This is a genomic window from Dyadobacter alkalitolerans DSM 23607 (assembly GCF_000428845.1).
GTDB lineage: Bacteria > Bacteroidota > Bacteroidia > Cytophagales > Spirosomataceae > Dyadobacter > Dyadobacter alkalitolerans.
The window spans coordinates 59,603-81,385 of the sequence record NZ_AUAS01000008.1 but is presented as its reverse complement, the minus strand read 5'-3'; the positions used below and the strand labels follow the sequence as shown (position 1 = coordinate 81,385).

The 21,783-nt window shown below is 45.3% G+C and carries 19 protein-coding genes; 5 read left to right on the top strand and 14 right to left on the bottom strand.

The window, feature by feature from the left end; genetic code table 11:
* Window positions 1-27 precede the first annotated feature (27 nt).
* The 6 genes from G395_RS0117065 to G395_RS0117040 form a co-directional block, all read right to left on the bottom strand.
* Window positions 28-396, bottom strand: a complete 369-nt coding sequence (locus G395_RS0117065; protein ID WP_026631164.1) for a Rid family detoxifying hydrolase — start codon at window positions 394-396, stop codon at window positions 28-30.
* A 54-nt stretch (window positions 397-450) separates the two neighbouring features.
* Window positions 451-969, bottom strand: a complete 519-nt coding sequence (locus G395_RS0117060) for an acyl-CoA thioesterase (RefSeq protein WP_026631163.1) — start codon at window positions 967-969, stop codon at window positions 451-453.
* A 19-nt stretch (window positions 970-988) separates the two neighbouring features.
* Window positions 989-1,846: an outer membrane beta-barrel protein gene (locus G395_RS0117055; RefSeq protein ID WP_035361612.1), complete on the bottom strand. Its 858-nt coding sequence runs from the start codon at window positions 1,844-1,846 to the stop codon at window positions 989-991.
* Between the two features lie 159 nt (window positions 1,847-2,005).
* A complete protein-coding gene (locus tag G395_RS0117050) occupies window positions 2,006-2,701 on the bottom strand; it encodes a head GIN domain-containing protein (RefSeq protein ID WP_026631161.1) in 696 nt (231 codons plus the stop codon).
* 67 nt (window positions 2,702-2,768) lie between these two features.
* On the bottom strand, window positions 2,769-5,324 hold the full coding sequence (locus tag G395_RS0117045) for a PspC domain-containing protein (protein WP_026631160.1): 2,556 nt from the start codon (window positions 5,322-5,324) through the stop codon (window positions 2,769-2,771).
* Window positions 5,325-5,353: 29 nt separating this feature from the next.
* Complete coding sequence (locus G395_RS0117040; protein ID WP_026631159.1) at window positions 5,354-5,728, bottom strand: PadR family transcriptional regulator; 375 nt, start codon at window positions 5,726-5,728, stop codon at window positions 5,354-5,356.
* Between the two features lie 235 nt (window positions 5,729-5,963).
* On the opposite strand from G395_RS0117040, the gene G395_RS0117035 reads away from it, so the two are divergent.
* The 4 genes from G395_RS0117035 (at window position 5,964) to murA (ending at window position 11,125) form a co-directional block, all read left to right on the top strand.
* Window positions 5,964-6,473, top strand: coding sequence for a dihydrofolate reductase (locus G395_RS0117035; protein ID WP_084439701.1), 510 nt, complete (start codon window positions 5,964-5,966; stop codon window positions 6,471-6,473).
* A gap of 32 nt (window positions 6,474-6,505) precedes the next feature.
* Window positions 6,506-8,944, top strand: coding sequence for a putative type IX secretion system sortase PorU2 (gene porU2 / locus G395_RS29650; protein ID WP_051350220.1), 2,439 nt, complete (start codon window positions 6,506-6,508; stop codon window positions 8,942-8,944).
* Between the two features lie 118 nt (window positions 8,945-9,062).
* Window positions 9,063-9,773, top strand: a complete 711-nt coding sequence (locus G395_RS0117025) for a DUF4290 domain-containing protein (protein ID WP_229204202.1) — start codon at window positions 9,063-9,065, stop codon at window positions 9,771-9,773.
* 44 nt (window positions 9,774-9,817) lie between these two features.
* Window positions 9,818-11,125, top strand: coding sequence for a UDP-N-acetylglucosamine 1-carboxyvinyltransferase (gene murA / locus G395_RS0117020; RefSeq protein WP_026631156.1), 1,308 nt, complete (start codon window positions 9,818-9,820; stop codon window positions 11,123-11,125).
* 141 nt (window positions 11,126-11,266) lie between these two features.
* On the opposite strand, the gene G395_RS0117015 is transcribed toward murA, so the two are convergent.
* The gene (locus G395_RS0117015; RefSeq protein ID WP_026631155.1) at window positions 11,267-12,121 is read right to left on the bottom strand and encodes a 3-keto-disaccharide hydrolase; all 855 of its coding nucleotides are present in this window, start codon (window positions 12,119-12,121) and stop codon (window positions 11,267-11,269) included.
* Window positions 12,122-12,252: 131 nt separating this feature from the next.
* Between G395_RS0117015 and G395_RS0117010 the strand changes: the two genes are divergently transcribed.
* Entirely contained in the window at window positions 12,253-13,575 is a 1,323-nt protein-coding gene (locus G395_RS0117010; RefSeq protein WP_026631154.1) for a cryptochrome/photolyase family protein, read from the top strand.
* On the opposite strand, the gene G395_RS0117005 is transcribed toward G395_RS0117010, so the two are convergent.
* The 7 genes from G395_RS0117005 to G395_RS0116975 all read right to left on the bottom strand — a co-directional run bounded on the left by G395_RS0117005 (window position 13,576) and on the right by G395_RS0116975 (window position 21,777).
* Window positions 13,576-14,856, bottom strand: a complete 1,281-nt coding sequence (locus tag G395_RS0117005) for a M16 family metallopeptidase (protein WP_026631153.1) — start codon at window positions 14,854-14,856, stop codon at window positions 13,576-13,578.
* A 79-nt stretch (window positions 14,857-14,935) separates the two neighbouring features.
* A complete protein-coding gene (gene porV, locus G395_RS0117000) occupies window positions 14,936-16,096 on the bottom strand; it encodes a type IX secretion system outer membrane channel protein PorV (protein WP_026631152.1) in 1,161 nt (386 codons plus the stop codon).
* 104 nt (window positions 16,097-16,200) lie between these two features.
* Window positions 16,201-19,593: a type IX secretion system sortase PorU gene (porU, locus tag G395_RS0116995; protein WP_051350219.1), complete on the bottom strand. Its 3,393-nt coding sequence runs from the start codon at window positions 19,591-19,593 to the stop codon at window positions 16,201-16,203.
* Complete coding sequence (locus G395_RS0116990) at window positions 19,571-20,185, bottom strand: SprT family zinc-dependent metalloprotease (RefSeq protein WP_026631150.1); 615 nt, start codon at window positions 20,183-20,185, stop codon at window positions 19,571-19,573. The genes porU and G395_RS0116990 overlap by 23 nt, the downstream gene beginning before the upstream one ends.
* Window positions 20,186-20,253: 68 nt before the next feature.
* A complete protein-coding gene (locus tag G395_RS0116985) occupies window positions 20,254-20,433 on the bottom strand; it encodes a hypothetical protein (RefSeq protein WP_026631149.1) in 180 nt (59 codons plus the stop codon).
* Window positions 20,434-20,584: 151 nt separating this feature from the next.
* Window positions 20,585-21,358, bottom strand: coding sequence for a phosphoglycerol geranylgeranyltransferase (locus G395_RS0116980; RefSeq protein WP_026631148.1), 774 nt, complete (start codon window positions 21,356-21,358; stop codon window positions 20,585-20,587).
* Window positions 21,355-21,777 carry a hypothetical protein gene (locus tag G395_RS0116975; protein WP_026631147.1) on the bottom strand — a complete coding sequence of 141 codons (423 nt, stop codon included), beginning with the start codon at window positions 21,775-21,777 and terminating at the stop codon, window positions 21,355-21,357. Before G395_RS0116975 ends, G395_RS0116980 begins: the two co-directional genes overlap by 4 nt.
* Window positions 21,778-21,783: the final 6 nt, after the last annotated feature.

The window sequence follows — 21,783 nt, the reverse complement described above, 5'->3', positions numbered from 1 at the left end:
TAAAATTTACTGGATGATTTTTGCGTCCTATTCGACGGCAATAACGGATATTTCAACATTGACGTCCTTAGGCAGACGCGCAACCTGCACCGTTTCGCGGGCAGGCGGTTCTTTGGTAAAAAAGCTGCCATAAACTTCATTTACAGCCGCAAAGTCGTTCATATCTTTCAGGAAAATCGTCGATTTCACCACATTCTGGAAACCTAACTTGGCTGCGCCGAGAATGTGACCAATGTTCTGCATCACGATCCCGGTTTCGGCTTTAATGTCGCCTGATTTGGCAAGTTCTGCCGCTATCTGGCCTGAGACATAAAGGATCCCGTTTATTTTAACGGCCTGGCTGTAAGGCCCGATCGGAGCAGGCGCTTTATCTGAAAATATGATCTCTTTTGGCATAAGTTGAATGGATTTATGCCGTAAAAATACCAAAAATATGGGAGTAAGCCCGACTTATGTTACCTGAAAAAGCGCTTTCAGTTCGGTGGCATCCGCAGGATTCATGCGACCAGCCAGCACGAGGCGCAGCTGGCGCCGGCGAAGTGCGCTTAAATACAAATCATGTTCTTCTGGCGTTTCAGGTTCGAGTGGCGGCACTTCGATAGGACGGCCGTTTTGGTCCACAGCAACGAATGTGTAAAACGCGCGGTTTGTGCTCACACGGTGCCCGGCAGGAATATCCTCGGCCCACACTTCCAGAAAAACCTCCATAGAAGAGTTGAATGCACGGGTCACTTTGGCCTGCATGGTCACAATGTTACCGAGCTTAATCGGCTCCGTAAAAGACACATTGTCCACCGAAGCGGTTACCACAATGCGGTTGGAATGTTTTTGTGCGGCAATAGCGGCGCAAATGTCCATCCAATGCAAAAGCCTGCCTCCCATCAGATTATTCAATGTATTCGTATCATTGGGAAGCACCATTTCGGTCATGGTAACCTCCGACTGATGAGGGTGTTTGGGCTTTAACATATGTAACAATGGATGTTTATTAAAATTTGGGACAACGGGTTTTCCTGCGCTCCTTGGCCTGCATTCTGTTGCCAATGGAATAAGTGCCGCGCACCTGTAAGAATAAATAACTGTCTTTGCTTTTGGCGCTTCCGCGGTTCCAGCCCGGTTGACGTGGCTCCAAACCGATTTCCGGCGAGCGGTCAGATAATCTTCTTGCTAAGTCGCTCGGTAACTGATCGGGATTGGGATAAACTGTGCTGACGTCGTCAAGATAGTCGGAATTAACGAAGTTGTTGCAAAGCTCCAAGCCGAGGTTCAACCGCTCCGTCGTTTTGAGAGAAACACCGATTCCGGCTGTAAAAACCAATGGTAAGCGCTTGTATTTTACGCCTTCTGTGGTGAGCGGTGCGAGATTCACCCACTCGCCGTCGATCCTGGCTTTTGGATTTAATAATGTAAAACCTAAGCCGCCGAAAAGATAAGGATTAACCCGCGGCTGGCTGTTGAAAGAGAACAATTCCGCCTGTATGCCCAGGTTAATGTCCGGATTGAATGTCTTGAATGATAAATTATTCTGCGCGTTTTTAGAATATTTCTGATCGGCTGAAACCTTATAAAACCTCAGTTCTCCGCGTGCGCTGAGGTGTTCTGTCAGCCTGTAAAGTCCTCCAACTGAGATGGACGGCCCCAATCCCAAATGCTTCATGTTCACACCATCCGACAAGTCTCCCATGTAATATGCAACGCCTACACCGGCCGTTACGCTCATGACGCCAAATGGATTGATGTATTTGCCGGATCGGTTCTGCGCGGCTGCATCCTGTGCGGTCAGGAATGAAAAGACCAGGATTAATGCATTTAAAACATGATATTTCAGGTAAAGCTCACTTCTCATTTTACTCAGGTAAAGTTTTTGATCGTTGATTGCAGAGAAGGTTAAGTCCGTAAATATATTACTCTTAACCTAATTTGTTGCTTTTTTCACGGATCTCACAAAAACAAAAAAAGCCGGACAAAGCCGGCTTCTTATTCAAATGATATAGGGGTGCTTGTACTAATCCCTTTTTACCGAACTCGCGCCGGAAGTGCTGGAACGAATGTCCTTCGCCTCGCCTGAGTAACGAATGCTGCTCGCACCGCTTGCGTCTGCATGCACCGCGTTGCTGGCCATAACGGCCGCACTGCTGGCTCCCGACGCATCAATGTTTACGGTTTTAGCAGCAAAATCACGGCCCTTGAATGATGACGCCCCGGAGACTTCCCCGCTTAAAACGTCACCCTTGCCAACCAGGACCAGGGAAGAAGCACCGGATAGTTCTAATGCTACCTTCGGCGCCGATAATTCCATATTCACCTGTGATGCACCGGAAATTTCTATTTCCATACTTTTGACGCCCGAAAAAGGAGCCACATAAGCTTTGCAGGCTCCTGAAAAATCAACGGCTTCCAAAGCAGGCATCGTAATGTTAACATTTACCGTCTTCCTGTTTTTATTCCATTTATGATCTTTGTAACCCAAATGCAGCGCATCCCCTTTCACCGTCGCTTCCAAATCTTCGAGATCCTCCGAGCGACCGGTCGTGGAAATACTGTATTTGCTTCCTTGTTTTATCTCAATCCGGAATGCACTGCCCATAGAAACCTTATCAAAACCGGATAAGTTGAAACTACGTGTTTCCTGTGCGCTGGCGGTCAATGTTAAAAAGAGCATTAATAATGCTGCAACTGAAAATAAAGGGATCTTTTTCATGGTATAAACTAATTAGATGACTTTTCGAAAAGATGTGTAGTCAAGATCAAAAGTTGCATCGGGCCAACTATTCCTGAACATTAATCTTGCTGGCGCCACTCGTGTGACGTCTGATACTTGGAATTCTTCCCAACTCCACTTTGGAAGCGCCGGAAGCGTCCACATCGGCGGTCTGAATGTTCAGTCCCACGGCATCCAGCTTGCAAGCGCCGGAAGCATCCAGATTTACCGACCGCGCAGATCCTTTTAATGTTGCCTTGGAAGCACCTGAAATACTCACTTCCAATTGATCCGCCTCAACATTAATTTCCGATTTTGAAGCGCCGGATATGTCCACTGCTAATTTGCCCAGACCTGTAAAGCCGGTTACCAACGTTTTGTTAGCACCCGAAAGAGACAGATTTTCGATCTTTGGCATCGTAATCACCAAGCCGATCCTTTTCCATTTATCAGAATCAAAAAGACTGAATTCCTTATTTCTGGTGACACGTAATGTGCCATTTTCCACGTACACTTTGAGATCATCTACATCTGCCGGTTCTTCGCTATCGGCAGTAACATTGTACTCACTTCCCTGGCGGACTATGATCGAATAAGCGCCGCCTATGTCTATTTTATTAAAATCCCCTACCGGAAACTGCTTGCTGTAATTGCCACGCTCGCCGAGTTCAAGATCGCTGTTGTCCTCATAATCAAATGAGTAGCCGGCGTTTTCATTATTCTCCGCTGTATCGCTTTTCAGGAATTTAGCAGGCAAATTCACACAAATCAACCCTGAATCCTGACGCATTTCCCATTTCAATGTGTTGAAATCAACTTCATCGTTATCAAGGTCATAGCGGTCTGTCGTTTTCTGATCCCAGCGATTCATGGAAAAGTAGAAATCGCGCTTCATCACAAATGGTTTGTTAAATGGAATATGCACCGCAAGATCGATCCGCTGATCCCGAAACGGGCCATGTCCTGCCAATATGGGGCCTTCTTTAAAAATAAATACAGAATCCTTCACATCTATATCGTATGCCAACTCGCTTGCATTCTTCTCCGCATCCTGGCGGCTGCGCCCCCTTGCATATAATGTTTTATCCAACCTGATACTGTCCGAAGTTACTGTGTATCCAACCAGACGGATATCAACATCCACATTTTCTTCATCATTAATATAATTGTAATCAAGTATGAGCGTTCCGGAGGGTGCTGGATAAGATACAGACTGCACCACTTCACCTCTTTTTGCAAAATTTCTCTGGTAAGAAATCCCACCGATCGTAGCCCCGATAATTCCAACAATCCAAAGGCCGAGCATTGTCAGCCAAACTGAGCCTCCAACAATCCTTTTGTTAGAAATAAGCGTCAGACCCAGCAGAAGGAACGTAACCAAGGGAATGGCTGACACAAGAAATCCTGATAAAATCAGAACGCCTGGTAATTCTTGAAAAATCAGGAACGGAAGCGGCAAATTGTCAAATGCTGCGGAACTCGTCAAGCCCAAAGCAACACCGCCAGCAATGATCAGCCCCAATAGCCCCATCACGGCCGTTGCCACCAGGAATGCGCCGATCAGAATCCGGATAATAGGCCCCAATCCTTTCAACATTCTTCCCAATGCACCGATTACCAATGCGATTGCACGAAAGGGAAAAAGAAAAATCTTTGTTACGATATGTTCCTCACCTGTTTTTTCGTCGAGGTTTAAGCCATGTTTAATGTTGGATTCAATGTTGGATAAAGTGATAGGCTCGCCTTGCATTTCCATTTTTTCGGTAAGTGTATTCGCAACCGGCGCAATGACCCAAAGGATGATATAAACCAGCACACCAGTTCCGAAAAGCAGGATTGACAACACCCAAAGAAACCGCACAACGCCCAGATCCACACCAAAATAAGACGCTACACCGGCAGCAACACCACCCACCACTTTGCGGTCTGGATCGCGATAGAACTTTTTGATTTTTGTATCTTCTTCCAAAGTTGTAGAACCTGGAAAAGCAACCCACATCGCAATGTAAACCAGCACCATAAAGCCAGAAAACGGTCCGAATTCATCTTCCATATTCAGATTCATCATTCCCGAACCGGCTGGTAAGCCAATAACAAAAAACAGGAATGCAAGCCTTACCCAAAGCGGATCAATCGTAAAGTAATGTGCAAGCCCGGCCGCAACACCGCCCAAAAGCTTGCGTCGCAAATCCCTGTAAAGTTTTTTCGGCGCAGCGAATGGTGCAGGTTCTGATTTAGGCGCGCTGTATGACGACGATGAGGAAGATGAAGCAGATGAATACGTTTCTTCCCTTGGTGCGTAACCTTTTGAAGCGGCAGATTCCAACGGATCGGCAAGAATGTCTTCCGCCTGTTCGATGGCTTCGAAATCAGCAACCGTTCCCATGGCAGCGATCAGTTCGTCTACGTCGGAAAGGGAGATAACCTGCTTAGCTTCTGCTTTTTGTTTGTTCAAAAACCGCTCTGCAATCCTTCCTTCGATGTCAGATAAAATCTCTTTGCTGTCTGCAAAAGAAGAGAAGTATTTCTGGATGGAAGAAAGGTAGCCTTTCAGTTTTTCATAACCGTCTTCCTCAATATGGAAGATGATGCCGCCTATATTTATGCTGATTGTCTTTTTCATGATTGTAATAATCGAATGTCTCTATATGATCAGTTAGGTTCGGGAAGATTGGAAGAGGCCGTTTTGCTCAATTCCTCTGTGCGGTGAATAACAGTTTGCACAGACTCCGCCAGTTCAAACCAGGTGGCTTGCATTGCATCCAGGAATATTTTCCCCTCATCAGTCAAAACATAATATTTTCTTGGCGGGCCCGAGGAGGACTCCACCCATTTATAATCCAGCCAGCCAGAATTTTTTAACCTGGTGAGAAGCGGATAAAGCGTGCCTTCCACAACCATAATGCGTGCGGAAGTCAGCTCATCCAACATATCCGAGGCGTATACTTCGCCCCTCGATATGATGTGCAGGATGCAGAATTCCAAAATTCCCTTCCGCATCTGCACTTGGGCATTTTCAATATTCATGTGGTTTCATGTGTTAATTATATGTAACAGTTCATGGCTAACAGATAGGATTGGCCTTCTGATATAACAAAGGTATACACAGGTACTTTGTGATGCAAGGTACCATGTTAAAAAGATTTAGCCGTTAGGATGAATGGTCATTTTGAATGCTGACCGGCGCAAAATATATTTAATGTTTCTGGCCTTATTATTTTAGAAAAAATTTTATAAAAAATTGAATTCAAATCAAACTTCATTGGCAACACAAACTCAGCTTTATATCATCGCCGCCATGAGCGAAAACCGGGTCATTGGGAAGAACAACAGCTTACCCTGGCACCTGCCGGACGAGTGGAAACATTTCCGGCAAGTGACCGATGGCAAAGCATTTATAACTGGCCGGAAAAGTTTTGAAGCGCCTGATGCGCTGCATTCGACTTATAAAAACGTGATCCTGTCTTCCAGCCAGCCAGATACGAGTGCGTCTGATAAGCTGTATGCAAAAGATATTTCTTCTGCACTGGCGTTACTTTCTGGCGAAGACGCCGTATTTGTATTGGGCGGAGCTTCTGTTTTTTTGGAAATGCTGCCGCTCGCGCAAAAACTATATTTAACCATTGTACACGCACAGGTTGAGGGCGACGCATTTTTTCCGGTTGTGAACCAGGATGATTGGGATCTGATCAGTTCTGAATTTCATGAAAAAGACGAGCAGCATGCTTATTCCTTTTCGATGAATGTTTATGAAAGAAAAAACACCGGTTAAGGACGTACGCAGCCTGTTCATCTGTTTTCAGTATGGACAAATTTTTCAAGCACACGCTATTTTTTTTATTTTGGACAGTGCAGCCGGCATCACTATCAGCCCAAAACCTATTCGGCAACGAATGGATAGTTGCATCACAAACTTATCTGCGCATTCCGGTTGTCGAAAACGGTTTTTACAAAATTACCAATGCCGAACTCCGGCAAGCCGGATTTCCAATGGATAGCAGCCAGTCTGCCGCATTTCAAATGTTCCGGCGCGGAAAAGAAGTTCCTATTCATGTAAGCGCCGACGAGCAGAACAATATTGAGATCATTTTCCAAGGACAAAGGAACGACGGCGCATTGGACAGCGCGCTTTACATCCAACCCACTGCTATTCCCCATCCACATTACAGCCTCTATTCCGACACCAGTGCCTTTTTCTTAACACATAATGCTGTCGGCATTCCGGGTAAGCGAGTGAATTTCAATATATCCCCAACGCAGGATTCGCTTGATTATCGCCTTGCCGAAGTGGAGAAACTCTTCGTATCCCATTACGCGCCCGGAAGGTTTTACCCGCCGGAAAGCGGCTTTAATGATGGCTCAGCGCTTTCCGGCTATGGCGTGGGAGAAGGCTGGACAGGCCCCGAAATCAAAAACAATGTTGCCTATTCCTTTTCATTCAATATTAACAATGCCTGTATTGACAAATTCTCAAAAGCTGAAATCGAGCTCATTTTGGTTGGAAGATCGGCCGGGAACCATGCTTGTGCGCTTTGGTCGTCTGATCAGTCAGGTTTAAAGAGAAAAATCAGCACATTCTATTTTAAGGATTTTGAGTCAATAACATGTAAAGCTTTTCTCGATCCAGATGACGCTACGAGTAAAAGCGAGCTTACATTCACCTTGGTCCCAGCCGAAAATGAGGGCTCTTTTTCTTTGTCTTATGCTAAGCTGCACTATCCGCAAAGGATCTTAAATGAGGATTTCGCACCAATTGAACCTATGGACATTCTAAAACCGCGGCTGGTCAAATTTACAGACATTGACCCACAAAGATTTAATTACTTAATCATTACACATCCGGCTGTTCGGATTTCCGTTACCTATGCTGATCCTGTTGCGGCTTATGCTGCTTATCGCGCTTCTGAGCAGGGAGGCGGCTTCAAACCATTAATTATACATAGCGAGGACATTTATGATCAGTTTAATTACGGTGAGCCAGGACCAGCAGGGATCAGGAATTTCATTTCCTGGATGACAGAAGCCGGAAATCTGAAATTTGTGTTCTTGATCGGCCGATCTGTTGACCCGCAAACCGTGAGAAAATCGGTTGATGCGCGGACATTGGATATGGTTCCTAATGCTGGCTGGCCGGGGTCGGACATTGCGCTGGTGATGCGGGCGGATTCAACATCGGGTTTAAACCCTATCGTGCCTATTGGGCGGCTGAATGCATTGAACTCGCAACATGTTCATGATTATTTGTTGAAAGTAAAGGCCGTAGAATCGGAACCGCCATCGGCAAAGTGGCGTAAAAATATCCTGCATTTGAGCGGAGGACGAACCACCGGTGAGATCGCCGTTTTCTTGGATTATGTAAAATCTTTTGAGCAAAAATTAGCGCATTCAACATTATCAGCCCATTTTAAAACAATATCAAAGCAAACCACCGATCCTGTTGAAAAGATTCAGGCTCACATTCCTATTAACAAGGGTGTCGGGCTGATTACACTGTTTGGGCATTCGAGCCTGGACGTGACCGACATTGATATCGGGTTAGCCAGCGATTTCGAAGCCAACATTAACAATCATCCGCGCTATCCGGCGATCATTGTTAACGGCTGTGCGGCGGGAAGCATTTTCTACTCTACCAAAACGCTGAGCAGCGACTGGATCCTTACGCCGAACAAGGGCGCTGTCCTGTTTCTGGCACACACATTCAATGGCTTATCAACTGATTTAAAACACTATACAGATAGCTTTTACGAAGTTCTAGGCGATTCCAATTTTACTCATCAGGCATTTGGTATCATACAAAATGAAGCCATCCGCAGGAATTTAACTAAACAAAAAAACATAATGGCCATCATCACCGCACAGCAAATGGTGCTCCATGGCGACCCTGCAATCCGTATTTTCCCAAAAGATTCAGCATCAATTTCAGACACAACATCAGCCACATTACCGGACATTGAAGCCATACATGTTTCACCAAACCCTTCCAATGAATGGTTCCGGTTCTCTGTCAAATTTGGACCATTGCCATCTTCCGAAAAAGTCAGTTTGCTCGTTTATGATTTGGTGGGAAGAAAAGTGGACGAAATGTTGTTTTCAGCACATTATGGAGAAAACGAATGGTTTTGGTATCCCAAAAACCTGCCTTCCGGCGTTTATATATACAAACTGAAATTGGATCTTGGAAACAGAACAATTTCACCGGCGGCCCAAAACGCCCTGCAAGGAAAATTGATTTGGCTCCATTAACCGTGGTCATCCTTTTGTTTCCGTAAAAACTTCTTATTTTTGTTGACTATAAAAATGACTTATCCACTTGAAAGAATACGGTAGTAACGTACAAAAACTTGCTGATCACATCGTTAAGATGGAAGATCGGACAAAACGCAACCTTTATGCGCACATTCTGGTTGAGCTCATGCGTCAGATCCATCCGAACATGAGGGATAACCAGGATTACACCAATAAACTGTGGGATGACCTGTACATTATTTCCGGATTTGAATTGGACGTTGACAGTCCATTTCCCCCGCCTTCACCCGAAGCATTAGGTAAAAAACCTTTGACCGTTGGCTATAACCAGCAAAATCTGATGTACCGCCATTACGGCCGTAACATTGATCTGCTTCTTGAGAAAGCCATTAATACGGAAAGTAAAGAAGATAAACTGGCTTTTGTCTCATACATTTTTCGCCTTATGCGCTCCTTTTTCAACACCTGGAATAAGGACAATCCGGAAGATCACGTTTTGTTGGGCCAGCTGGAACAACTTAGCAAAGGTCAGCTAAAAGAAGAAATCGATTATATCCGTGCTAACGGGCCTATTGAGGCAGCACCGAAAGACCGCAATAATAGTAGCCAGGAGCGCAACCGCGGAAACAGCCATCAAGGCCAGGGCAACGGCGGCGGCGGCTTCAAAGCCCAGTCTAGCCATAATGCGGAACGGCAGGGAGGGAACAACAACCAGGGCAACTCCAACCGAAACAGGCCCAATAACAAGTTCTCGGGCCGGAACAATAGCGGTGGTAACAACAACAATAATAACAACCGGAATAACCGTAAAAAACCTGGAATTTAACATCCAGGTTTCATTTTATCCTGTCAATTGCCCCACATTCAAATATGGCTTCATTTAAAATAACCGGAGATAGACGGCTTAAAGGATCTATTGTTCCCCAAGGCGCAAAAAACGAAGCATTGCAGATTATTTGCGCAGTGCTTTTGACCAAAGAACCGGTAACAATTCATAATATCCCTAACATTCGGGATGTAAATCAGCTTATCAATCTCCTTGCAGACCTGGGTGTCCGTCAAACAAGACTGAGTGAGTCATCGATTCGCTTTGAAGCAACTGATATCAATCTGGATCACCTGGAATCGGAATCTTACAAGCAAAAAGCAGCTGCCTTGCGTGGATCTGTTATGTTGCTTGGACCTATGCTTGCACGTTTCCGCAAAGGCAGAATCCCGCGCCCGGGCGGCGATAAAATAGGCCGTCGCAGGTTAGATACGCACTTTTTAGGTTTTGAAAAATTAGGTGCGCAATTCAGTTACGACGAAGAAGATGGTGGTTTTTATAAAGTTGATGCTACTAACCTGAAAGGCGCTTACATGCTGCTGGACGAAGCATCTGTTACCGGAACAGCCAATGTTTTGATGGCTGCTGTGATGGCCGAAGGCACTACTACAATTTATAATGCAGCCTGCGAGCCTTATTTACAGCAATTATGTAAAATGCTGAACAGAATGGGCGCCAAAATTTCAGGAATCGCTTCTAATCTGCTTGTGGTAGAAGGCGTTAGCCAGCTCAGCGGAACGGAACATACAATGCTTCCTGATATGATTGAAATTGGCAGCTTTATTGGGTTAGCAGCCATGACACAATCCGAAATTACGATCAAAGACTGCCAGATCGCACAATTGGGCATCATTCCCGATGTTTTTCAAAGGCTTGGGATCAAAATGGAATTCCAGGGCGACGATATTTTCATTCCCGCACAGGAACATTACCGCATTGAGAACTTCCTGGACGGCTCCACCATGTCTGTTGCCGATGCACCATGGCCAGGTTTTACGCCGGATTTGCTGAGCATTATCCTGGTAACAGCCACACAGGCACAGGGAACAGTGCTCATCCATCAGAAGATGTTTGAAAGCCGTCTGTTTTTCGTAGATAAATTAATTGAAATGGGCGCACAGATCATCCTCTGCGACCCGCACCGCGCAACAGTAATCGGACATAACCGGGAAACACAACTCCGCGGCATCCGCATGACTTCGCCCGATATACGCGCCGGAGTAGCGCTACTCATCGCAGCGCTATCCGCAAAAGGCGTCAGCATCATTGATAACATCGAACAGATCGACCGTGGTTATCAGAATATTGATGGAAGGTTGAATGCTATTGGGGCTGAGATTATTAGGTTGTAGTAAGCTCTGTCAGCCTGAGCGCAAAAGTCTAGCCCTGTCAGCCTGAGCGGAGACGAAGGCGCGCTACTCCTGGGTAACGCGCCTTCGTCTCCGCTCAGGCTGACAGGGCTATTAACGGCTCAGGCAGACAGGGGCAACACCCTACTTCTTCCCATAACTACACTTACTATTATCCGCCTTCACATAGTAAGACTTATAATTAACCGCCTTCGGGTCCATGCAGCCTTTCAAATCCAGGATTTCAACCTTCCTGAATTCCACAGGATGGCTTTCGCTTTGTAGTGAGATGGAACCGTGATCTAGTAACTTTCCGGCAATCATGAGCGATGGATCATGGCCGCTTACATTGCCTCCACCGATTTGTGGTTTGTTATATTCCAAAACCATTTCTCCATTGGCAAAATGCTGGATCAGTGAATCGCCTAGTACGAGCACTTCTGCTTTCACCCATTGATCACCGTTGTAAGTTTGTGATTTAGAATTTATGCAATGCTGTGTGATTAATTTTCCGTCCATCACCACATTGGTTCCTGGCGTGCAAAGGTTGCAGGTCGTGCGGGTTTTATCATTGCCACCGAGCAATTGCACTTCAATGGAAGCAGGAAAATCCTGGTCTTTTCCCATCGTTGCAGCGGGCTGGCCGTGTACCATGATTCCGCTGTTGCGCCATGCCCAGCCTTCGCCTTTGGGTGCCTGCTCGCCTACGAAGCGATATTCCACGGAAATACGATAGTATGAAAAGTCCCCTTTATAGAAAATATGACCATATTTTTGCTTGAAGTCGTCATACTTATCATAACGCACAACCATTTTGCCATCTTCCACACGGAATGTGTTCAGGTAGTTGTCGTTCAGTTCATATCCACGTATTTTAATGTCCCAGCCGTCGAGGTTCTTGCCGTTGAACAGTTGCTTCCATTCTTGTTTATCGGCATTTTTCTGACCGAAAGCGATGAAGCTCAGTATGCTGAAAAGTAGAGTAAGTTGTAATTTCATGGATCAAGGATTAATGAGACCACAAAGTAAACAGACGATTGTTACAAATCCGGGGCATCCAAAAAATTCTTTCCTCCGTATTTATAACAAGCCTTTATCCGTTTGGCATACTATTCTTGCAATTGTAAAATATGAGCTTAAAAACGAAAGAAAAGATCACACTATTTTGGTTTCGCCGGGACCTGAGGCTGCACGACAATGCGGGTTTATACTATGCCCTGCGGGGAGAATATCCTGTCGTCCCTTTATTTATATTTGACAAAACGATCCTGGATGATCTTGAAAATAAGCAAGATAAGCGCCTGATGTTCATTCATCAGACGGTTTTGGAATTACAAAAGCAATTGCGTGAGCTGGGCTCTGACATTATCGTATTTTACGGTCACCCAACCGATGTCTGGAAAGAATTAAGTGAGCAATATGACATTGCCGAGGCCATTACCAACACCGATTACGAGCCTTATGCAACTGAACGGGACACGGCGGTAAATAAAATTCTTCAAGCAAAAAATGCGCAGCTGAAAGCCTACAAGGATCAGGTGATTTTTGAAAAAAAAGAAATTCTTACCGGTCAGGATACGCCATACACTGTTTTCACGCCTTATAGCCGCATGTGGAGGCAGAAGTGTAATGACTTTTATTTGTCTTCTTACCCTAATAAAAAATATTTCAAAAACTTTTTACAATGGAAAGGCGACGCAATTCCAAAGCTGGAAGAAATGGGCTTTCAGCCTACGGATACAGATTTCCCATCTAGCCAAATCCCGGCTGAATTGCTCGAAAACTATGAAAAAGGAAGAGATTTTCCTGCCATGGAGGCCACAAGCCGAATCGGCATACATTTAAGATTTGGGACAGTGAGCATTCGCCAGCTGGCGCGATTTGCCAAAGAACATAGTAACCTGTATCTCAACGAACTGATCTGGCGGGAATTCTATCAGCAAATTCTGTATAATTTCCCGCATGTAGGAAAAGGCAAAGCGTTCCGGGCTGCATATGATGACATTAACTGGGGCTATGACAAAGAAGCGTTCCAAAAATGGTGCGACGGCAAAACCGGTTATCCGCTGGTGGATGCAGGTATGCGGCAGATGAATGCAATCGGCTTTATGCATAACCGCGTCAGGATGGTTACCGCGAGCTTTCTATCCAAACATTTACTCATCAACTGGCGCCTGGGAGAAGCATATTTCGCAGAAAAATTGCTGGATTACGACCTGGCAGCAAACAACGGCGGATGGCAATGGGCGGTTGGCTCAGGCACGGATGCAGCCCCTTATTTCCGAATTTTTAACCCGGAAGCACAGGCAAAAAAGTTTGATCCGGAAGGAGAATACATCAAAAAATGGGTTCCCGAATTTGGCACTGATGCATATCCGGAACCCATGGTAGATCACAAAATGGCGCGGGAAAGATGTCTCAAAGCCTATAAGAGGGCATTGGACAAGTCTTAATCACTTTCCGCCGGCAATTACAGTAAGCATATCCTCAGGTTTCAGATACTGCGTTGCCATTGCAAGCACATCTTCGCTCGTGGTCGCGTGGATCTGATCAATGTAATGTTTGAAGAAATCTGTTGGCAAGCCGTCGAGAAGCAGGATTTTCTGGCGATCTGCTACCTCAAACGCGGTGTTCAAAGATCCTGCGAATTCTCCTGCCATGAAATTCTTTACAGTTTGCAATTCCTCCTCACCCACCGGCTCGGTTTGCAATTTGTATATCTCTTTCTTGATTTCGTCAATGGTTTGTTGGGTAAATTCCTTTTTCACATCCGTCCCGATCATATAGTAACCCTCCTTGCGCAACGTTACCAAATGTGATGAAATGCCATAGGTCAACCCTTTTTCTTCCCTTATGTTCTTCATTAACCTGGACCCGAAATAACCACCTAATATTTCATTGGTTACCAGCATTTTAAAATAATCAGCATGATGACGGTTGAACAGCTTCCTTCCCATCCGGATGGATGACTGCACGCTCTCAGGCTTCTCTACAAGCACTTCTGTATCGATATAATGAGATTGTTCAAAATTCTTTAATGGCGTAACCGATGCCTCAGTCTGGCTTTTCCCAAGCTGCTCATTCACCACTTTTATATCCTCGTCACCAACCTGACCAGCTAAAACGACCGTAAATTTTCCGTTTTTAATGAAATTGTGATAATGCTCTTTAACAGTTTCAATGGAAAGTGCAGAAATCGTTTCTTCTTCCTGGCTTTGGCCATAAGGATGATTGCTGCCAAACAGCTTTGCACGGAATGCAGTCGTTGCCAGGTAAGCATTTTTCTCCTTATTAACCCGCAGATTTTGAATATTGATATTCCGAAGGTCTTCAAATTCCTTTTCTGGGAAAACGGCATCATGGATCAGCTCGCTTACCAGGGGCAAAACCTCCGGTAAAAACCGGGAAAGTGCATAAACGACGATTCCTATACGGTCGGCAGTATGCGTCATTTCCGTAAATGCGCCGATCCGGTCAAAAGCCTCGCTGATTTCCGCAGATGCTTTCGAACGGGTTCCTTCCGAAAGCATTTTTATCGCAAAGAATGACGCACCAATTTCACTTTCATACCAATTTCCCGCTTCAAAAATAACTTCAAGCCTGATCACCGGCTGGTCCCCGATATTGATTACGTGCAGAGAGGTCCCGTTATCGAGTGTATAAGTTTGCGGATCTGGCAGGTTAACAGTATTTACAACTCTGAATTCGGGCGCGATGGTGCGGTCAATGGTCATGTGGAATGGTTGAGTAATAAAAAACGAATGACGTTACAATTACGCCATTCGTTCTGAAAAAACTAAATTCTGAATTCTGTTAGTTCTCTGTATCGCTTACGTCCAGTTTCTCCGACTTGTTAAGGCCAAGTGAAAGTGTGATTCTAAGAGTCTGAGCCAACGGGCTTCCTTGTGTAACTGGGAAAAGATAAGCGAAATCAACCGAATATCTGTCCATAAAATGAGCTCCTGCGCCTGCTGTGAAATATTTCAGGTCGCCTTTGTTCTTATGTTCTGAGTTATAACCGGCGCGAAGTGCGAAGATGTTATTATACCAATATTCAGCACCAACTGCCAATCCGATTTCCTGCAACTCTTCTTTAAATCCATCAGGAGCATCGGAGAATGATCCGAACACGCCATTAAGCAGCGGACGGGAATTAATGTTGGTTCCGTCCGGAGTTGGCACCATTAGTTTTCTTGCGTCAGCAACGAAATTGAACCGGTTACGTCCGTCTGCTGAGAAAGAAATGCCACCACCCAGTTTAAGATTTGTAGGGATAAAATTCTCAGTATCAGTCCCTGCACCGTAATTCACTTTACCACCCAGGTTGGAAAGCACCGCGCCGAGCGACCATGTGAAGTCACCGCCCGTCTCTTCGTTTCTCATTTGCTTGCGGTAATAAGCGCTGATATCACCCGCTGCTACACGAGCTGGATTTAGTGAAATTTGGTCGATAACTGCTTTTCCTGCAAGGTTTGAAGAAATGTATTTCAATGTTAAGCCCAGCGAGAAATTTTTACCCAGCTGGCGTGCATAAGTTCCGCTGATCGCAAGTTCCCTCGAAGTAAAATATCCGTTTTGAGCTCCGGTAGAAGTTCTCAAATCCAACTCGCCATTGTTGAAATAGTTAACCGAAAGTGCAACAGCCTGCTTGTCACCCAATTTCTTATATCCTGTTAGGTAACCCAGCCACATATCGTCTACAAGGTTCCGGAGCCACGGCGTATACGATGCCGAAACACCTATGTCTTTCGTATTGTAAGGAAGCTTGGCAGCATTCCAGTAAGTAGCATTGGCATCGGGACTAAGTGCGACCCCGGCTTCCCCCATCGCAGCGCTTCTCGCGTCCGGGGCAAATGTTAAAAATGAAAGCGGGGAATGAGGAATCCTTTGTGTGCTTGATGGTGTGGTTTGGGCCAAAACTGCACCCGTTGATAGAATAAAGAGAGAAGATAAACTAACAAAAAATAGTCTCATAGAAAGTGGATTTGCGATAGGAAGTGCTTTGAATCAGCTTCTTTAAAGGGTCAAAAATACAATGAAAGATAGTTATTACTAAAAAAATGATAAGTTTTATTAAACTACGGAGAACGGACCAACTTTCCGGACCGCTGGTCGCTGGAATTATCTTTTAATGACCTGATGCTTAACTGGTAAATAAGAGAAGTAAGCTTCGGTATCCAATATCCTGATTGAGCAGCGTCAAATGTTTCTCTGACCGTGGACTCAATGTTGAAATATTGTCTGCGGAAATGTCCCAGAGACTGCCCATTGTTTAATAATATATTAAAAACTATTTCGACATCATCATTTTCCCTGTTATGTGTCAGCTCAAATGACAAATCTTTTTCGAATGGGTTTGGATATACTTTCAGCGTGTTGAGTTTGATGCCCTTGAATGCACCTATCTGAAAACCGAACGCAATTTCGGAGAAGTTAGTATAAGTATCCGAGACTTTTACTCGAATTACATATTTACCGGTTGGTAAGTTTTCAAACGGATAATTGATTACACCCTTGCGGTAATCACCCGTATCCGCTGTGTAGTATTCGTTCAGGTTAACCGACATCGTGTCATTCACAACCATCGTGATATCATGCCCGATCCCCGCATTGGAAATACTGATCCCATTTTCGTCGCTGGCAGAAATGTATAAGTTGCCCGACGGCTCAATAACGTCGCCATCCCTGAACGACGGATCGTTCACATAGGCCGTAAGTTGCGGCGGCGTGTTGTCGATTTCAGGGATAGCGCTGCCGCCAATGGTAACACTCAGCTGTGCACTGGCGTCACCAAGACTGTCTGACTGAACAGCATAGACGTTGACCCTGCCTATTCCCATGCGGTAATCGATATCCTTTGGCATTACAAACTCACAAACAAATTCCCCTCCAATCACCTTTACACTGCCATCGAACAATTTGCTGCGAAATTCTGAATAAGTTTCAGGCTTGCCTTCATTACCCAGCGTTTTGAATGTGGTTTGCTTATCATATAATACAATGCGTGCAATGCCTTCGAACTTGCTGTCTTTTAATGTTGTAACTGCGTCAAAGACCTGCCCTTTCAGCTTCACCTTTTGCAATGCGCGCAATGTATCCGGCTTTTCCGCCCATCGGATTGCTTTCTGAGCCCGGGCGAGTTTCATAGATGGATCTGCAAGCAATGTAAAGTTGCGGTTCAGGCTTCCTACCAGCGCCTTGTTTTTAGTTTCTTTGAATAGGTCCCCTAACCTCCGGCTGGGCTCTTTGTTAACCAAAGCTTCGTAAAATGCTTTGCTAAGTGTAAAATTGGTGCTGGAATAAACCGGCCGGGTGGTGCTGATGGCTCCAATCGCTGCACCTCTCGGACTTAAAACCATTATTTCCGCGCCCGAAACCAGCCCGGGATCATCGTAGCGACCAAAATCGCAAGTCGCTGTAAAAAGCAGTGGCAAATTATCTATCCCGCGCGCCGATTGCATATCTGCCAGCGTGAGCACCTGTTCCTCCGCCCAGCCGCTCACGCCGCCGTGACCCGTGTAGTTCAGGATCAATGTGCCCTCGTTGATCTTTTTGTTGATAACTTGATTTACAGCTGGCGCCTTTTGCCCTTCCGCACCTGTATTTTGCGAAAATGCATCAATGAACACCCGTGAAGGCATAAAATCGTTTTGAAGCAATGTCGCCAGCTCGTCCGCGTGACGCTGGTGAATGTTACCGTCGCCATCGTCAGCAACGAACTGAACGGTGTTCCGCCAATTCCCAAAACCACGGCCAGACGAACCATAGCGGATCAATTTGTCTACAATGAGCTCTGCCTCAACCAATGTTATGACCGGAAGTCTTCCTACCCCGATGTCAATCGTATGATCGCCCGAAGCCGATTCCTGCCATGCGCCCTCGCCATCCTTCATGAAACCGAAATAGTCATCGGAAGAATACGTATAAACCGGATTTAAAGACTCTCTGCTTTCGTAAACCGGCACCCAAAGCCGCTGCTGTGACTCCGATTGATTTTGTAAAAGATTTTTGTAATCAAATGTCGCATCACCGAACAAAAGCAGATATTTCAGCTTTTCAGGGTTCATATCATGAAGGTGCTTTACAAAGTCTCTTATCGCTGTCAAATCGGGCTTTCCTCCTCCAAGTTCATTGTAAATCTCGTCCGTAGTCACCACCAGCGTTTCCAGCTCATCATTGCTTTCGCGGAATGCAGCCAGCCTTTCAGCAGCTTGCCTGAATGCCGGAGGTGTAACAATCAGGAAGTCTGGCGTAGCATTGCTAATAATGTTTTGCAGATTAATTTTTTGCAAAAAAACCGGCTCAATCGCCTGGCTTGCAAGAAAGCCTACATATTGCCTGCCTCGCGTCCCGCCTATTGTTGTAAATGAATATGTGCCGTTCCGTATATTTTGATTCACGACTGAAGGGACATGCGCATTGGTCACATCCCAGAGCTGCCATTCCGGGATTGCATTTGCGAATTGATAGGTAACCGTGTCAGCAATTTCCGGTAAAAACCTGTAAACCTGTTGATTATCGTAGCGACGAAGTTGTCGTTTCACATGCAGGGCCATATAATTCAGATATCCCTGTGCGGAATTCTGACCGTTTCGCTCGTAGGTTACAGCCATGTTGAACGCCTCGGCTGGCGCGTTATCTGCATTTACTGTAAATGTTGCATCGGACCGTAATGCTTTGATGTCATAAGTTCCGCTGCTGACGGTTCCAATGGGAGACTCTCCTATTTGCTTGCCATTCAGTTGCCAGAGGAATTTGGTGGCGATCTGGGCTGCGCCGATAGCAGAAGTACGAAGCTTAATTTTCGACGCCGGAACAATGCCGGGAATGTTCGCAGTAAAGGCAAGCGGCGTATTATTCAAATACTCGCCCAACCATTCCCTGCCAGATTTAAGCAGGTTGTATTTTTCAGTTTCATGAAACCAATAGTCATCAAACTGATTGATGATTTTGCCATTCAAAGAAGCAAGTGCTGCCAGGGGCTTCACCCTAAGCCCATTTTGCTGTCCATAGGTCAGGAAATAATAATTGGAATCGGTGTATGTGTTAATCTGATGCTTCAACTCTGCCTTGGCCGAATCGTATAAGATTTCGTGCGGGCTTTCGGCAAAGAAGTAAACTGCGTCGTTTCCATCAAACTTGCCATCCGCCTCCCCTGCAACCCAAACCGCATTTTCCAGCATTGCATTTGATTTCAATGCATTATTAGCCTGCGGCAGCATTCCTGCTTGCTGACTGTAAATCTGGATTTGTCTGGGATCAATTTCTGACGCATTAATGCCCAGCTTTTTGAAAAAAGCTGCGTCCAGACGGTGAACGCCCATTTTGGTAACTGCCAGCTTGAACCAGTTACCGCTTGAAAGAATAGATTTTTCCTGTGCTTCGGAAGAAAAAGAAATGAGTAATCCCAAACAGCAGAGTACTGAATGGATCAGGCGATCAGGCACATTAACATGCTTCAACCAATGCATGGGCTGGAATGGTGTAAAGACGCTGGGAAGCTTTGTCCGTGCAAAGCACACGTGTCCTTCTAAGCGATCCACGGACGAATAACCTGTTCTGAAACACGAAATTACTTCCTTCATGAAGCTGAAACAATGCTATCCTGGATGCATTCAGCTCCTGACTGTCGTATTTACGGATCGCATTATACAGAATCAGGTCACCGCCTGTTGACGCCTTCGGGTTCTTAGCATAACGTATTAATGCTTCCAAAATATCTGCCGGGAAGTGATTTCCGTCGAGTACGGGCTGCAATAATTTACTAAACTCCTGCTTCCATTCCACTCCATGCGGTGCAACACGCTTTCTCAGCCGGACTTTATAATTCAAATGCACCACGCAATGTGCCACTTCATGTAGATACGTGATCAGAAAGTTGTAGGGATTAAGATTAACATTAACCGTTATTCTGGGAGTGCAGCGCGGACGGACCGTAAAATCGCCCAGTCTGGTGCGGCGGGGCCGGGAGAGAAAGAAATCAAATTTATAAACCTGGTGTAACTCCTCGCAATATGCAATTGCCGCCTGGGGAACATGGAGGCCGAAGGATATGTTTTTCATTCCTTAAATAAAAAAAGAAAAGCGCTATTTTCATAGCGCTTTTCGCGAATTTCGACTTGTACGTCTAATTACTTAACTGAATCAGCAGCAACTGAATCTGTTGACATTGTATCAACCATTGCAGTATCAACAGCAGGAGTTTCAACAGTTACAGCAGTAGTATCAGCAGACTCGTCAGCTGGTTTGCTAGTACAAGCAGCGAAAGTTACCATCCCGGCAACGAACGCAAGTGCAAATATTTTTTTCATTTCTTGGGTGTAATTAAGGTTCGATACAAATGTAGCAGGATTAAACCGAATGTTCCTAACGTTTGCTATTGTATTTTTCCAAGAACTTAAAATTTCCTTAGAAAACACCCAAATCCCTTTATTTTGTACAATAAAATCTCCTATTGTTTCCTTAAACGCTTTCTGTTTTCCTATTGAAAGCCTTTACGCATGCTGCAACTTCGGGAAGCAGGTCCGGGTTTTGTTCTATTCCGTTACCGACTACGATTACGTCGGCTCCCGCGCCTAGTGCGGCATCAGCTTTTTCATACGAATCGATGCCGCCGCCCACGATGATGGGTGTGTCCACGGTTTCGCGGACAGCTCTAATGGTTTCGGATGTAACCGGAAACTGTGCGCCGCTGCCGGCGTCCAGGAACATGAGTTTGAGACCCAAAAATTCTCCTGCTAATGCAGTACAAGCTACAATGCCCGGCTTGTCCCTTGGTAAGGGTGTAGTATTACTGATATAGGAAACAGTTGTGAGCTTTCCGCTTTCTATTAACAGATAACCAGTAGGCAAAACTTCAATTCCACTTCTTTTCAATAATGGCGCTGCTATAACATGCTGACCAATAAGAAGTTCCGGGTTGCGGCCCGAAATAAGGGAAAGGAAAAGGACTGCGTCGGCGGAAGGATCAATATGAAGACTGCTTCCGGGGAAAAGGATAGCAGGAATGTTCGTGTACTGGTGTATAGCGGCAATAAGCTGGTCAATCGCGTAATTGGTAATGAGGCTGCCTCCTACGAAAAAAAAGTCAACGCCATGCTCAACCGCGAATTCCAGGAATTTCGGAAATGTTGAAAAATTAATTTTGTCAGGATCCAAGAGAACAGCAAACGATTTCCTTTTCTCTATTTTTCTTGCTGAAAGGAGGTCTGCGATTTTATGATTCGCTGTTTTCATTCGATTTTTCTATCATCTGCAATTAAATGTTTAAGCTTCTGGCGTGCCCACCCCACAGCCAACGTCCAGGCTAAACTTTGAACGGCTGCTCCAACCGCAAATTTGCTTTTCTGTTTCGCCTCTCCTGCCTTGAATGCCTGAGCTCGCTCATATGCCTCAGCCTCTTCCTCTGCCGCCCTTTGGTCTTTCTTATTTTTTGGTAAAATCGCATTCATTATAACATATGTGGTTGCCACCACACCGCCGATAATCAATGCTTTCTTTCCATATTCAGAAGCGTTCGTTTTTAAACCGCTCCACTGTAATTCAAGCTTGTCCTTATATAAATCCGCATCGAGCAGTAGGTCTTGCTTATCCTTATCCGTATCAGATGAGAATGGTTTGGTGATCTTTACGGAAGAATCTATTGAAGCACTCATTTCATT